Origin of the sequence: Mucilaginibacter sp. AK015, from assembly GCF_014200785.1 — a bacterium.
Taxonomy (GTDB): Bacteria; Bacteroidota; Bacteroidia; order Sphingobacteriales; family Sphingobacteriaceae; genus Mucilaginibacter.
In genome coordinates, this window is the sequence record NZ_JACHCV010000002.1 from 498,579 (window position 1) to 511,936 (window position 13,358).

Annotated in this window: 13 protein-coding genes; 12 read left to right on the plus strand and 1 reads right to left on the minus strand. The window is 43.0% G+C overall.

What is annotated here, in order from left to right:
- Window positions 1-2: 2 nt before the first annotated feature.
- A complete protein-coding gene (locus HDC91_RS11555) occupies window positions 3-536 on the minus strand; it encodes a hypothetical protein (RefSeq protein ID WP_183552224.1) in 534 nt (177 codons plus the stop codon).
- A gap of 143 nt (window positions 537-679) precedes the next feature.
- Between HDC91_RS11555 and HDC91_RS11560 the strand changes: the two genes are divergently transcribed.
- The 12 genes from HDC91_RS11560 (at window position 680) to HDC91_RS11615 (ending at window position 13,273) form a co-directional block, all read left to right on the plus strand.
- Window positions 680-1,666 carry a glycosyltransferase family protein gene (locus tag HDC91_RS11560; protein WP_183552227.1) on the plus strand — a complete coding sequence of 329 codons (987 nt, stop codon included), beginning with the start codon at window positions 680-682 and terminating at the stop codon, window positions 1,664-1,666.
- Window positions 1,667-1,816: 150 nt separating this feature from the next.
- On the plus strand, window positions 1,817-2,803 hold the full coding sequence (locus HDC91_RS11565) for a DUF6427 family protein (RefSeq protein ID WP_162429621.1): 987 nt from the start codon (window positions 1,817-1,819) through the stop codon (window positions 2,801-2,803).
- A 45-nt stretch (window positions 2,804-2,848) separates the two neighbouring features.
- Window positions 2,849-3,541, plus strand: coding sequence for a phosphoribosylformylglycinamidine synthase subunit PurQ (gene purQ, locus HDC91_RS11570; RefSeq protein WP_162429622.1), 693 nt, complete (start codon window positions 2,849-2,851; stop codon window positions 3,539-3,541).
- The gene (locus tag HDC91_RS11575) at window positions 3,541-4,284 is read left to right on the plus strand and encodes a type III pantothenate kinase (protein ID WP_183552230.1); all 744 of its coding nucleotides are present in this window, start codon (window positions 3,541-3,543) and stop codon (window positions 4,282-4,284) included. Before purQ ends, HDC91_RS11575 begins: the two co-directional genes overlap by 1 nt.
- Window positions 4,277-5,599: a hypothetical protein gene (locus HDC91_RS11580; RefSeq protein ID WP_183552233.1), complete on the plus strand. Its 1,323-nt coding sequence runs from the start codon at window positions 4,277-4,279 to the stop codon at window positions 5,597-5,599. The genes HDC91_RS11575 and HDC91_RS11580 overlap by 8 nt, the downstream gene beginning before the upstream one ends.
- 9 nt (window positions 5,600-5,608) lie before the next feature.
- The gene (gene lptC / locus HDC91_RS11585) at window positions 5,609-6,184 is read left to right on the plus strand and encodes an LPS export ABC transporter periplasmic protein LptC (protein ID WP_183552236.1); all 576 of its coding nucleotides are present in this window, start codon (window positions 5,609-5,611) and stop codon (window positions 6,182-6,184) included.
- A 106-nt stretch (window positions 6,185-6,290) separates the two neighbouring features.
- The gene (locus HDC91_RS11590) at window positions 6,291-8,387 is read left to right on the plus strand and encodes a peptidylprolyl isomerase (protein ID WP_255476710.1); all 2,097 of its coding nucleotides are present in this window, start codon (window positions 6,291-6,293) and stop codon (window positions 8,385-8,387) included.
- A 66-nt stretch (window positions 8,388-8,453) separates the two neighbouring features.
- Window positions 8,454-8,969 (plus strand): DUF2480 family protein, encoded by a 516-nt coding sequence (locus HDC91_RS11595; protein ID WP_162429627.1) that lies wholly within the window; start codon window positions 8,454-8,456, stop codon window positions 8,967-8,969.
- A gap of 34 nt (window positions 8,970-9,003) precedes the next feature.
- Entirely contained in the window at window positions 9,004-9,780 is a 777-nt protein-coding gene (locus tag HDC91_RS11600; RefSeq protein ID WP_183552241.1) for a DUF3108 domain-containing protein, read from the plus strand.
- Between the two features lie 8 nt (window positions 9,781-9,788).
- On the plus strand, window positions 9,789-10,352 hold the full coding sequence (locus HDC91_RS11605) for a DUF3109 family protein (RefSeq protein WP_183552244.1): 564 nt from the start codon (window positions 9,789-9,791) through the stop codon (window positions 10,350-10,352).
- Window positions 10,353-10,498: 146 nt separating this feature from the next.
- Complete coding sequence (gene gmd / locus HDC91_RS11610) at window positions 10,499-11,635, plus strand: GDP-mannose 4,6-dehydratase (protein ID WP_162429630.1); 1,137 nt, start codon at window positions 10,499-10,501, stop codon at window positions 11,633-11,635.
- A gap of 21 nt (window positions 11,636-11,656) precedes the next feature.
- On the plus strand, window positions 11,657-13,273 hold the full coding sequence (locus HDC91_RS11615; protein WP_183552246.1) for a gliding motility protein RemB: 1,617 nt from the start codon (window positions 11,657-11,659) through the stop codon (window positions 13,271-13,273).
- Window positions 13,274-13,358: the final 85 nt, after the last annotated feature.

Genomic DNA, 13,358 nt, shown 5'->3' on the forward strand with positions numbered 1-13,358 from the left:
TATTATATTACAGTACGGTCCAGTATACCCCGATAAGGAATTTCATCGCGTAAAATAAAAAGTTCCTCGCCTTTTGTTGCTTTAGGCGGGATATTAAAAGAAATATTTTTAAGGATACGATACTCCAGCTTTGCAAGTTCATCGGCATTAATGGTGGTAAATTTCCTGAAAGAGAACGTAACCTCTTTAACCGCACCCGTTTTGGTGACATAATAATTGATAACAAGCGATCTTTCGCGAACCAATAATTGCAGCCGTTCTTTGCTAAAAACTTCGGTAATGGTAGGATATATAATATACGCGGGCCGTTTGCTGAACTTAGCGGCATTATACACATTAAGTTTTTTATCTGATAATTCGTTTTCGGTGTCGGCTACTACAAAGCTATCGCGGCTAATGCTTTTACTCTTAAAAACAACATCCGTATTTCCCCTGATGCTGGCTTTATCCGCTGACAAAACTTCCTGGGCATACGATGCTGTGCTACAAAAAAGAATAGCGAAAAAAAGCAATGATAATAGGTTTAGCGTTTTCATAATGTGATTTAGTTACGGGGATTCGACTATTTGTACATAACAAGGTTTAATGCGTTTTAAAAGTTAAACACTTCACATCTATTTAATCGATTATTCACCTCCGAAACACATTTCTTTACTAAATTGCCCGCAATTCTACAGCTATGAAAATATTGTTTGGTATACAGGGTACAGGGAATGGCCACATCAGCCGCGCCCGCGAAATTGTGCCCCTGTTGCAGCAATATGGCGACGTTGACTTACTGGTGAGCGGCACAGAGGCCGAGGTAAGCCTAAGCCAGCCGCTTAAGTACCGTTTTCATGGCTTTAGTTTTGTATTTGGCAAAAAAGGCGGGGTTGATAACTGGGCTACATTTAAGATCATGAACCTGCGCCAGCTTTGGAAAGATATGCACAGCATTCCCTTAAACCAGTATGATCTGATCATTAATGATTTTGAGCCCGTTAGCGCCTGGGCTTGCCGCCTGCAAAAAGTACCGTCGGTGTCGCTAAGCCACCAATGTTCGTTCATTTCAAAAAAAACCCCACGCCCGGCTAAATGGAATTACGCCGAATGGCTGTTTAAGTATTATTCGCCAACCACACATCATATCGGTTTTCATTTTGAGCGGTACGACGATTTTATACACACACCGGTCATTCGCAGCGATATACGCAACATGGTAACCAGCAACCTGGGCCATTATACCGTTTACTTGCCGGCATACGGCGATAAAACGCTGATAAAGCATTTAAAAGAAACCGATGCTGAGTGGCATATATTTAGCAAGCGTACAAAAACCGCATATAAAGAGGGCAACGTAAATGTTTTTCCGATCGATAATGAGGCCTTTAATAATAGCCTTGCCAGTTGCGCCGGCCTGCTAACCGGCGGTGGTTTTGAAGGCCCTGCGGAGGCTTTGTTTTTGGGCAAAAAGGTGTTGATGATACCTATGCGCGGTCAGTACGAGCAGCAATGCAATGCGCTGTCGGCCTCTAAACTGGGAGTTGAAGTGGTGTACAGCATCAACCACGATTTTGTATATCGCATTAAACAATGGCTGGCCGATGACCGCCGCATTGTGGTCGATTTCCCGGACGAGACCGCCCAGATAGTAGATAAAATGGTGAAGCAATACACAAGGCAATAACGTACAACATCGATATCAAAATAATGCGCGGAGGCAATAATAAGCATTGGCCTGTTTCGATTCTCTCCCAACCGGAGGGTGCAGGTAATTATTGCAACCTGTTCAACTCTCTAAATTTTTGTGCTAATTTTGCCCATATAGCCACCCCGTATGATCAGCATTTTTAAGGTATTTAATCCGCTTAACGTTTTATGGCTGGCTATTTTATTGTTCATTCTCCGTATTGGTTACATAGCACAGGTACCTGATAAACTCGAATTTATTTTTGTTGAACCGTTTGCCCGCCTGCTGGTACCGGTATCGTATGAGTACGCGTTTTCGCCGGCAGCCAATATTTTTTTAGCGGCGGTTATCATACTATCGCAGGCGCTGTTACTTAATTACCTGGTAAACCGGTTTAACTTATTGGGCAAGCCAACATTTTTACCATCGCTAATGTATGTAACATTAACATCCTTGTTTACGCCATTTATGGTGCTGAGCGCGCCGCTTATCTGCAATTTTTTGGTGATATGGATGCTGTTCAAACTTTTCAGCTTTTATAAAGGCGATGATGCAAAATCCACCGCTTATGATCTTGGCATGATCGTAGCAATTGGTTCAATTATTTACCTTCCTTATATATACTTATTCTTATCCATCTGGATAGCGCTTATCATATTTAAACCTTTTAACTGGCGCGAATGGGTATCAGGCATATTGGGTTACCTCACCATCTTCTTTTTCTTCGCGGTATTTTATTACCTCAACAACAAACTGGGCAGCTTTTACCATATATGGGCCCCCCTTGGCACCAAATTTCCAAACCGTATCAATATCAATCATTACAACTACCTGGTACTGGTGCCGGTATTGCTGCTTTTAGGCATGTATTTTTTTAAATTACAGCAAAATTATTATAAAAGCTATGTGCAGGTACGCAAGTCGTTTCAGCTGCTGTTTTTTATTTTTTTGATCGGCGCGTTATCGTTTTACGTAAAATCTGAATTTAACCTCAATCATTTTTTGTTGTGCGCCGTACCGGTAGCGGTATTTTTGTCTTATTATTTCATCAGCGCCAACATCAGGTGGATGTACGAAACCTTGTATTTATTGCTGCTTATCAGTATTATATATTTTCAGTTTAACACTTTTTAACTTTTACATTCGTTCAAATTTCAGCGGTTATATTAGTTTTGTAGCATGAAATTCGGTGTAGTAATATTTCCAGGCTCCAATTGTGATGAAGATATCATCCACGTTCTTGAAAAGGTAATGGGCCAGCAGGTAGTGCGGTTATGGCATAAAGACCATGATCTGCAGGGTGCTGAGTTTATTGTTTTGCCGGGCGGCTTCTCTTTCGGCGATTACCTGCGTTCGGGCGCAATTGCCCGTTTCTCGCCTATTATGCAGGAAGTTATACAGTTTGCGGCAAAGGGCGGCAAAGTATTGGGCATTTGCAATGGTTTTCAGATCCTTACAGAAGCAGGGCTTTTACCGGGCGCGCTGTTGCATAATAAAAACCGCAAATTTATTTGCCGCAACATCCACATGAAAGCGCAAACCCAAAACTCGCTTGTTACGCAGTTAATTGACCCGCAACGCGCGTTAAAAATACCTTTGGCGCATGGCGAGGGTAATTATTTTGCAGATGCTGATGTATTAAAGGCCATAAATGATAACGACCAGGTGCTGTTCCGTTATTGCGACGAGTCGGGTAACGTTACCGACGAAAGCAACCCTAACGGCTCTATCGAAAACATTGCCGGGGTAACCAACGCGGGGCGTAATGTATTTGGCTTTATGCCACACCCGGAGCGCGCGGCAGAAAGCATTGTAGGTAACCAGGATGGCCTTGCCATTTTTGAATCGATACTGTCACTGGCAAAAGCCTGATGCTTAACCTGGTTATTGATATTGGAAACACTTTTACCAAGGTAGCCGTTTTTAATAACGACAACCTGCTTAAAGTACAACAATACCAGCAACCCGTACAGGAGGACCTGGATGCTTTTTTAACCGACCATAAAATAGACAAGGTTATCATATCATCTGTAAAAACAGAAACACAACCCTGGCAAACCATACTTAGCAATACGTTGCCGGTATTGTATTTTAACAGCAATATAACAGCGGGTATTAATAACCATTATAAAACACCCGCTACCCTGGGCACCGACAGGCTGGCGGCGGTAATAGGTGCAAACCATTTATATCAGGGTGCAAACAACATTGTTATAGGCGGGGGTACCTGTATCACTTACGATTTTATTGACGCCGGCGCAAATTATTTTGGCGGCAGTATATCACCGGGTTTAAATATGCGTTATAAAGCCGTTAACCATTATACCGCTGCGCTGCCGTTACTTAAAGCAGATCAAAATTTTACAGCGGCCTATGGCAACGATACCGCATCGGCAATAGTATCGGGGGTACAAAACGGAATAAAATACGAGCTGGAAGGCTTTATTAATAATTACATAAATACAGCAGCAGGGTACAATATCATACTAAGCGGGGGCGACAGTATTTTTTTTGATACTCTATTGAAAAATAGCATCTTTGCCCCCTATATTAAAATTGAGCCTTACCTGGTTCTTAAAGGATTAAACGCAGCTATACAACAGCATAATGATTAAATATATAAGGTTCGTAATAATACTATTCTTATTTACTGCAACGGCACTTGGCGTTAAGGCGCAATCTACTGCAACTACCAGTTCGCCATATTCGCGCTATGGCATTGGCGATATCGATCCAATGCTAATGCCACAAAATGTGGGCATGGGCGGTATTGGCGTAGCTACCAACCGTATTAATAATTTTAATAATGCAAACTCGCTTAATCCGGCTTCGTACGCTTCAATCGGCTTAACGGTTATTGATATAGGCTTGTACGGCAAGTTCAATACGCTCGAAAAAAGTGGCCAGTCGTCGCAAAGCAACGCCAACTTCCGGCTTAGCCATATTGCTTTTGGTCTGCCTATCTCAAAACGGTCGGCAATTAGCTTTGGTTTAATGCCCTACAGCGAACTTGGCTATAATTACAGGCAGGTACGCCCCAACTTTGGTACCGGCCTTCCGGGCGATACAAGCGCCGTAAACTACATTTATAGCGGTGATGGCGGTCTGTCGAAATTTTATTTAGGTTACGGCTTCGGCATAGGCAAGCACCTGTCAATAGGTGGTAACATCTCTTACATTTTTGGTAACCTTAAAGAAACTCAATCAACAGAAGTACCTTCATTGGCCGGTGTGTTAAACTCCCGCATTGAAGAAGGCAACAGTATAAGCGGCTTAAATTACGATTACGGCATCCAGTATTCGGTAGATTTTTCTGAGAAAAAACACTTAACCTTTGGTTATTCTGCATCAGCAAATACCAAGTTGAATACAGTTAACAGCTACATTGTCAGCAGTTATTACAGAAATGGTACCGGCGATGAAGGTGTTGCTACGGATAGTATCATAAACAACCAGCAACCATCTGCAAAAATACAGCTGCCGAGCATAAACCGTTTCGGTATAGCTTTTCAAAACGACGGGAAATTTTTGGTTGGTGCCGATTATACCATGAGCAATTGGTCGAAACTTACAGTTGCAGGCGTAAATAAGGGCCTGCGCGATAGCAAGACTTTTAATGTAGGCGGCCAGTTTACGCCCAACATCAACTCGCTCTCGAGTTATTTTGCCGCAGTTGATTATCGTTTAGGCTTCATTTACGACCAAACCTACTTACGTGTAAATAATACCGATATTAAACGCTACGCGGCTACAGTAGGCCTTGGCTTACCTTTAAGAGCTAATAATTCCAGCTTTTACAAAATAAACATTGCCGCCGAAATTGGTAAACGGGGCACCCTGGTAAACAGCCTGGTTAAAGAAAACTACGTTAACGTACATTTATCATTCACCCTTAATGACAAGTGGTTCCAGAAGTACAGGTTTGATTAACATTGTATAATGCAAAACAGGTTAAAACAACTTTGCATTTATTTACCGGTTGTTTTTACAGGCATATTCTTCACCGCCTGCGAAAACGACATTAACAAGGTAAAAGCAATTGCTGCCGCTGATGCTACAAAACCAATACAGCGCACTACCGGCGTTAATATGATACTGAGCGACTCGGGTATTGTAAAGGCGCAGCTAACGGCCCCCCTGCTTATAGAGTATGCTACCAAAAAAAATCCTTACCAGGTGATGCCTAATGGTGTAAAAGTGATCTTGTATACACCCAAGGTTACCGAGGAAGCCAATATTATTGCCGATACAGGGTATTACTACGGCCAAAAAGAACTTGTTGTATTTAAAAAGCATGTGGTAGCTACAAGGAGCGACGGTTCTGTGTACCGATCAGAAGAGTTGATATGGGATATGAAGAAAAAGCAAGCCTATTCAAACCAAAAGGTGGTAATGACAAAACCTAACGGCGACGAAATGACCGGAACAAGCTTTGTAACCGACGATAAATTGCAAAATCCGAAGTTTCAAAACTCAACTGCCATTATCCATGTTGACGGCAGCCTTGCGCAATAAAGGGCAGTAATTTTTACGCAAATTTTTGTGTTATAGAATTTTAGTAAAAATTGTATCTTGCGCCTCTTTTTGAGAAATATAAAATATATATAGTTGTATGGGTATAATGAGTTATTTGCGGGAGCGAATGGGAAAAATTCTCGCAGGAGTTATCGGATTGGCGCTTTTTGCGTTTATAGCAGGCGAAGTGGTACAATCAGGAGGTGCTTTTTTCAGGGATGATGTTCATAACATCGGCGAAGTGAACGGCGAAAAAATTCCGTATGTTGATTTTAATAACAGGTTAGAGCAAAGCACACAGCAGTTTAAGCAACAGTCTGGCCAAAGCCTTACACCTCAGATCACCAACTACATACAGGAGACAACCTGGAACCAATTTTTAACAGAGTTACTTTTAAATAAAGAGATAAATAAACTGGGCATTGTGGTAGGCGATGACGAAACCAGGTCAATGATCAGTGGTAACAACCCCGACCCGCAGATACAGCGCCAGTTTGTTGATGATAAAGGCCAGTTTGATAAAACGAAGCTTAACCAGTTTTTAGGTTATCTGCAATCTGCAAAGGTAGACCCTAAACAACAAGAGGCCTGGAACGATTTTGTTAAGCAACTGATCGCTGCAAAAAGGCAGCAAAAGTATATGGCTTTGGTAACCAATGGCTTGTACGTTAACGCGCTTGATGCTCAGGACGATTACCTTGCAAAAAACAAACTGGCAAACTTTAAGTACACAGTGCTTGACTATGCTTCAATACCTGATGCTAACGTTAAACTAACTGACAACGATTACAGCACTTATTATAATGATCATAAATCAGAGTTTAAAAACCCGCAGGAGTTGCGCAGCTTTGAATACATAAGCTTTAACGCGGCACCTTCAAAAGCCGATACCGCAGCAGTACGTACGCAGGTTGATAAATTAGCGGCTGATTTTAAGGCAACCCCCAACGATTCACTTTTTGTACAGATCAACTCTGAAACAAAGGCGCAGCTTACCTATCACAAAAAAGGCGAGTTAGAGCCAAAGCTGGATTCGGTAATGTTCGGTGCGGACAAAGGCTTTGTTTACGGCCCTTACCTGTCAAACGGCAGCTTCAAAATCGCCAAGCTTGTTGATTCAAAAATTGGCCCCGACTCGGTTAAAGCACGCCACATTTTGTTGAACCCTACCACCGAAGGCGGCCTTGATAAAGCTATTGCCAAAGCCGATTCGCTTAAAAAACTGATTGCAGGCGGCAGGCCGTTTGCAGAGTTAGCAAAAAACTTTTCTGTTGATAAGGTAGCTAACGAAAAAGGCGGCGACCTTGGCACTTTTGGCCGTAACACTATGGATCCGGTATTTGAAGCGGCGACTTTTAATGCAAAGGTTGGCGATGTAAAGGTGGTAACCACTCAATTTGGTGTTCATGTGGTTCAGATATTGGATCAAAAAGGATCATCAAGAGTGGTAAAAGTAGCCGTAGTTGATAAACCATTGTTGCCAAGCACTAAAACAACCGCAGCTGTTTACGCCAGGGCACAGTCGTTTTTATCTTCGTTAACCGCCGAAAATTTCGACGCGCAGGCAAAGAAGGCCGGCTTGGCTATTAAAAACGCCGAAGACGTTAACGCTACCGCTGCCAGTGTATTGGGTTTAGATAACGCACGCGACATTGTAAAGTGGGCTTTTAAATCAGAAAAAGGCACTTTCTCTGACCAGGTGTTTGCAGTTGGCGACCAGTATGTGGTTGCCCGTTTAACCACTATAAAACCAAAAGGCGTTTTACCTTTGGATGTTGTTAAAAAACAAATTGAACCCATGGTACGCATACAGGTTAAAGGAAAACAGCTTAGCGATAAATTCCAGGCTGCTTTAAATGGCGCTTCAAACATCGATCAGGTTGCCCAAAAAGTTGGCAGCAAAGTAGTGCCTTTGCAAAACATAGTATTTGCCAACCCGGTAATACCAGGTGCAACAGCCGAATATAAAGTGGTAGGTACGGTATTTGGTTCGCAGCCAAACAAACTTTCTAAACCTATCGCCGGCCAGCAAGGCGTTTATGTATTTACGTTGGATAGCTTTACAAACCCAGCACAGCTTACAAACAATGTAAGGGAGAAACAACAGATAGGCCAGGCGCTTGCACAACGCTCGCAAGGCCAGGTGCTTGATGCGCTGAAAGATAAGGCGAATGTAAAAGATAACAGGGCGAAGTTCTTGTAACAAAAATTTAAAGTAATTTTACATCCGGCAATAACGTTATAGTTATTGCCGGATTTTTTTTATACCATGGAGATACAGGAAAACATTATAAATAAAGTGGCGCAAAGCGGCCTGGTCACTTTAGACCCGGCGCAGTTTTACGCACCGGGCGAGCGTGTGGTTTATGATATCAAAGACAACTTGTTCCACGGCCTTATACTGCGCGAAAAAGATTTTCGCGAGTTTGTAAAAACACACGATTGGGCACAATATCAGGGCAAAAATGTTGCGGTTACCTGCACAGCCGACGCCATTGTACCTGCCTGGGCATATATGTTACTGGCCAACCGTTTGGCGCCGTATGCCCGCCAGGTAGTTTTCGGCGATGCTGAAGTTTTAGAAACCGTATTGTTTGTAAAAGAGGTTTCGCGCCTTGATGTGGAGCAATACCGCGATCAGCGCGTAGTGATTAAAGGCTGCGGTGATATCCCGGTGCCGGTATCTGCATATGTAGAGTTAACGCAAAGGCTTACGCCGGTGGCAAAAAGCCTGATGTTCGGCGAACCCTGCTCTACCGTACCCATTTATAAACGCAAAGATTAAACCGTTTGGCGGCAATTGCGTCTATATCAAATACATGAAGAAATATTTTTTATTCCTGCTAATGCTTGCCGGTGTTTCGGCCGCATTTAGCCAGGAAGTAACCAAAACAAACGAAGTTGCATTTCAGGCCGGCGAACAAATAACTTATAAGCTTAAATATGGCATATTTACCGCGGCCGAGGCCGTTATAAAAGTAGAAAGCAGCCCTGTTAAGTTTGACAACCACCCCGCACTCCATATATTCGCCGACGCTAAAACAGCCGGTACATTTAACCTGCTTTTTAAAGTACGTAACAGATACGAAACCTTTATTAATCCGCAAACCTTGCTGCCTTACTACTATTCCGAGCAAAGGCAGGAGTCGAGTTACCGGCATAGCGATAAGGTAACTTTTGACCACGATACCGGAATAATAACCGCTGATAAGGGCAAGTTCCCTTTTAAAGGCAATGTGTTCGATTTTTTATCAGCATATTACTTTGCACGTAACATCGATGTTTCAAAATTAAAGGTGGGCGATAAATTAAGTATGCGTTACTTTTTAGAGGATGGGATACATACGCTTACCATAACATTTATGGGCCACGAGCAGGTAAAATGCGGCTTGGGCACATTCGACTGTTTAAAATTCAATCCTACAATTATCCCCGGGCGTATATTCCGAAAAAATAGTAAGCTATATTTGTGGATAACCAACGATAAGAACCGCATACCCGTTAAAGCGCATGTAGAGTTGATAGTTGGCAGTTTAGTAATGGATCTTACACAGGCCAGCGGGCTTAAATACCCCCTAAACCCGGTAAAAAAATAAAGATACTGATGATCGAAGTTGGAAGCGTGTTATTGCACGAGGATGTAATAAAAAACAATTTTGTTTGTAATTTGAATAAATGCAAAGGCGCCTGCTGCCTGGAAGGCGACTCGGGCGCGCCCTTAAATCACGACGAACTGGAGATACTGGCAGATATTTATCCAAAGGTAAAACCTTATATGACGGCCAAGGGAATTGCCACCATTGAACGCGAAGGCACCCATGTAACCGATTTTGAAGGGGATTATACTACACCATGCGTTGATGTAAATAAAGAATGCGCTTACGTAACCTGGGAGAACGGCATTACCAAATGTGCCATAGAAAAAGCGTATGAGCAAGGCGCGATAACCTGGCAAAAACCAATATCCTGCCACCTGTACCCTATCCGCATTACGGCTTACCCCGAGTTTGATGTGCTTAACTATGATCGCTGGAGCATTTGCAGCCCTGCATGTACGTTTGGCAACGAACTACAGGTAAAAGTACACGAGTTTTTGAAAGGCCCGCTCATTCGTAAATACGGCGAAGAATGGTACCGCGAACTGGAAGATACTGTTGCGGGCATCTGATAGGATCGAATAATGTATGTCGAATATCCAACACCGAATTCCCCAATTTATCATTCGTTATCGGGTGTTCAGCGTTCGATATTACCCTGCCAAATACAAGCTTTTACAATTAATTTAAATAATATTGCATTTTATATTATTTATTAATGAAAAAGGCTTTAATAACGGGTATAACCGGACAAGACGGCGCATATTTAGCTGAATTTTTGCTTAAAAAAGGATATGAGGTGCATGGCATTAAACGCCGCTCATCATCATTCAATACCGACCGGATAGATCACCTTTACCACGACCCGCACGAAACCGGTGTTAAATTGCAGCTACACTACGGCGACCTTACCGATGCCATGAATTTAACCCGGCTTATACAAGAAATACAGCCCGATGAAATATATAACCTTGGCGCACAAAGCCACGTTAAAGTAAGCTTTGACTCCCCTGAATACACCGCCAATGCGGATGGACTTGGCGTGCTCCGTATTTTAGAAGCCATCAGGCTATTGGGACTTACCAAAAAAACGCGTTTGTACCAGGCATCTACATCAGAGCTTTATGGTTTGGTGCAGCATGTTCCGCAAAGCGAAACAACGCCTTTTTATCCACGCTCTCCTTATGCTGTGGCTAAGCTTTACGGGTATTGGATAATAGTAAACTATCGCGAAGCCTATCAAATGTATGCATGCAATGGTATATTATTCAATCATGAAAGCCCTATACGCGGCGAAACGTTTGTTACGCGCAAAATTACCCGCGCGGTTGCCAAGATCGGGTTAGGGCTGCAGGATTGCCTGTATATAGGTAATTTATCGGCGCAGCGCGATTGGGGCCACGCTAAGGACTATATTGTTGCGATGTGGCTGATGTTGCAGCAGGAGAAGCCAGAGGACTATGTAATAGCAACCGGCGTTACCACTACCGTTCGCGAGTTTATTAAAATGTCGTTCGCTGAGTTGGGTATCGAGGTGGAATTTAGCGGCAAGGATGAAAATGAAAGAGGCGTTATTATTGATATTGACCAGCAAAAAGTAGAATTGTTAGGCTTAAACGCTGATGCTTTAAGGTTTGGCCAAACGGTTGTTAAGGTCGACAGCAACTATTTCAGGCCTACGGAAGTTGACCTGTTAATTGGCGACCCTTCAAAAGCAAAAAAACAATTAGGCTGGCAACCAAGTTATGATTTGCAAGCCCTAGTTACTGATATGGTACAGTCTGACCTGCATTTAGCAAAAAAGGACGAGCACATGAAAAAAGGGGGATTTAAGACGTTAAACTACTTTGAATAGCTTAGTTCATTCGGTATCAATATGAAGAGATTATTTATCAGCATAACATTACTACTGATTACGGTGGGCATCGCTCGTTCTCAATCGGTATACCAGCCGTACTCATACGACTTTTATCAAAAGTTTAATGCTGATGCTTACTCAACCAAAACCCGCCTGCATACTGCCATAAAACCATTTTTTGTTGACGATTCGCTGCTAATGCACCGCTATGATTCCATCATGAACTATGGCGGCGATGCATCAAACAGTAATGTATTGTACCGCAAATTGTTTAACGAACATTTGGTAGATGTGAAAGGTGTAAACTCTACTTTTTATGCCGATCTGCTGCCCGATTTTAATATTGGCCGGGACCTCTCTGCTAAAGAAAACACCTACCTCAGTTCGCTTGGATTGCAATTTGGAGGTACTGCCGGTAAAAAGTTTTCTTATCGTGTATCGGGGTATTTGAACCAGGCCAGGGTGCCGGATTATATCTCTACCTACATCAGGCAGGTTGGTATTGTGCCCGGGCAGGCGTATGCAAATACCTTTAACAATAACCCCAACGATTACTCGTGGGATTATATTACGGCTAATGTATCGTACACCCCGGTTAAGTATTTAAACATAAGCGCCGGGCGCGATAAAACATTTATCGGCGACGGCTACCGCTCGCTGCTATTATCTGATTATGCTTCGCCGTACCCTTTTTTCAAGCTTACGGCAAACCTGGGCAACGTAAAATATATGGCCATGTGGGCGTACTTTAGCGACCCTGCCGGCACCAGCGACAAATTTAAAGACCGCAATAAGTGGGGAATATTCCATTACCTTGACTGGAACGTAAGTAACCGATTGTCGCTTGGCTTTTTTGATTCTATCATCTGGGCCAACGAGGACGACCAGGGCCACACCCACGGTTTCGATTTTAGCTACATAAACCCGGTAATATTTTTAAGGCCTGTTGAAGCCGCAAATGGCTCGCCTGATAACGCGCTGATAGGTTTTACAACTAAATACAAATTAACCGATGGCCTAACTGCTTACGGCCAGTTTTCGCTTGATGAATTTACGGCTAAGGAGTTCTTCTCTAACCCGGGTTATTCAAACAATAAATTCGGTTATCAGCTCGGGGTAAAGGGCGCAAACCTGTTCGGCGTTACCAATCTTAACTACCTGTTAGAAACCAACACCGTAAGGCCTTACACCTATTCGGAAAGGGCCAGCATACTAAATTATTCGGCCAATAGCGAGCCGCTGGCGCACCCCTGGGGCGCCAACTTTCGCGAAGTGGTTGCGCTGCTTAACTACGCCTACAAACGTTTTGACCTGATGGGTGAAGTAGATTACGGGCATTACGGACTTGATATGAATGGTATAAACTACGGTAAAGACATATTTCAGCATTATACCACACCGTTAGCTAAATATGGCAACACTATTGGGCAAGGCTTAAAAACAAACATGGTATACCTGCAGGGTAAAATTGGTTATGTACTTAACCCCAAATACAACCTGAGGTTAGAACTGGGAGGCATATACCGTACCGAAAAGAACAGCGATTTTAACGACAAGACCGCCATGATAACTTTCGGCGTACGCAGTTCGTTCCGCCAGATCTATACCGACCTGGCCAGCTATAAAACGCACTGAGGAAAAACCTCATTCACAAAAAAAGACTGTAATATTATTAAAGGTGTTCACGTTCGGCACACGTGAACACTGTGAACAGTCATGA

What these genes read in the sequence shown, in the direction of transcription:
- HDC91_RS11555 (WP_183552224.1), bottom strand. Translation starts at nt 536, where the DNA reads ATGAAAACGCTAAACCTATTATCATTGCTTTTTTTCGCTATTCTTTTT.
- HDC91_RS11560 (WP_183552227.1), top strand. Translation starts at nt 680, where the DNA reads ATGAAAATATTGTTTGGTATACAGGGTACAGGGAATGGCCACATCAGC.
- HDC91_RS11565 (WP_162429621.1), top strand. Translation starts at nt 1,817, where the DNA reads ATGATCAGCATTTTTAAGGTATTTAATCCGCTTAACGTTTTATGGCTG.
- purQ (WP_162429622.1), top strand. Translation starts at nt 2,849, where the DNA reads ATGAAATTCGGTGTAGTAATATTTCCAGGCTCCAATTGTGATGAAGAT.
- HDC91_RS11575 (WP_183552230.1), top strand. Translation starts at nt 3,541, where the DNA reads ATGCTTAACCTGGTTATTGATATTGGAAACACTTTTACCAAGGTAGCC.
- HDC91_RS11580 (WP_183552233.1), top strand. Translation starts at nt 4,277, where the DNA reads ATGATTAAATATATAAGGTTCGTAATAATACTATTCTTATTTACTGCA.
- lptC (WP_183552236.1), top strand. Translation starts at nt 5,609, where the DNA reads ATGCAAAACAGGTTAAAACAACTTTGCATTTATTTACCGGTTGTTTTT.
- HDC91_RS11590 (WP_255476710.1), top strand. Translation starts at nt 6,291, where the DNA reads ATGAGTTATTTGCGGGAGCGAATGGGAAAAATTCTCGCAGGAGTTATC.
- HDC91_RS11595 (WP_162429627.1), top strand. Translation starts at nt 8,454, where the DNA reads ATGGAGATACAGGAAAACATTATAAATAAAGTGGCGCAAAGCGGCCTG.
- HDC91_RS11600 (WP_183552241.1), top strand. Translation starts at nt 9,004, where the DNA reads ATGAAGAAATATTTTTTATTCCTGCTAATGCTTGCCGGTGTTTCGGCC.
- HDC91_RS11605 (WP_183552244.1), top strand. Translation starts at nt 9,789, where the DNA reads ATGATCGAAGTTGGAAGCGTGTTATTGCACGAGGATGTAATAAAAAAC.
- gmd (WP_162429630.1), top strand. Translation starts at nt 10,499, where the DNA reads ATGAAAAAGGCTTTAATAACGGGTATAACCGGACAAGACGGCGCATAT.
- HDC91_RS11615 (WP_183552246.1), top strand. Translation starts at nt 11,657, where the DNA reads ATGAAGAGATTATTTATCAGCATAACATTACTACTGATTACGGTGGGC.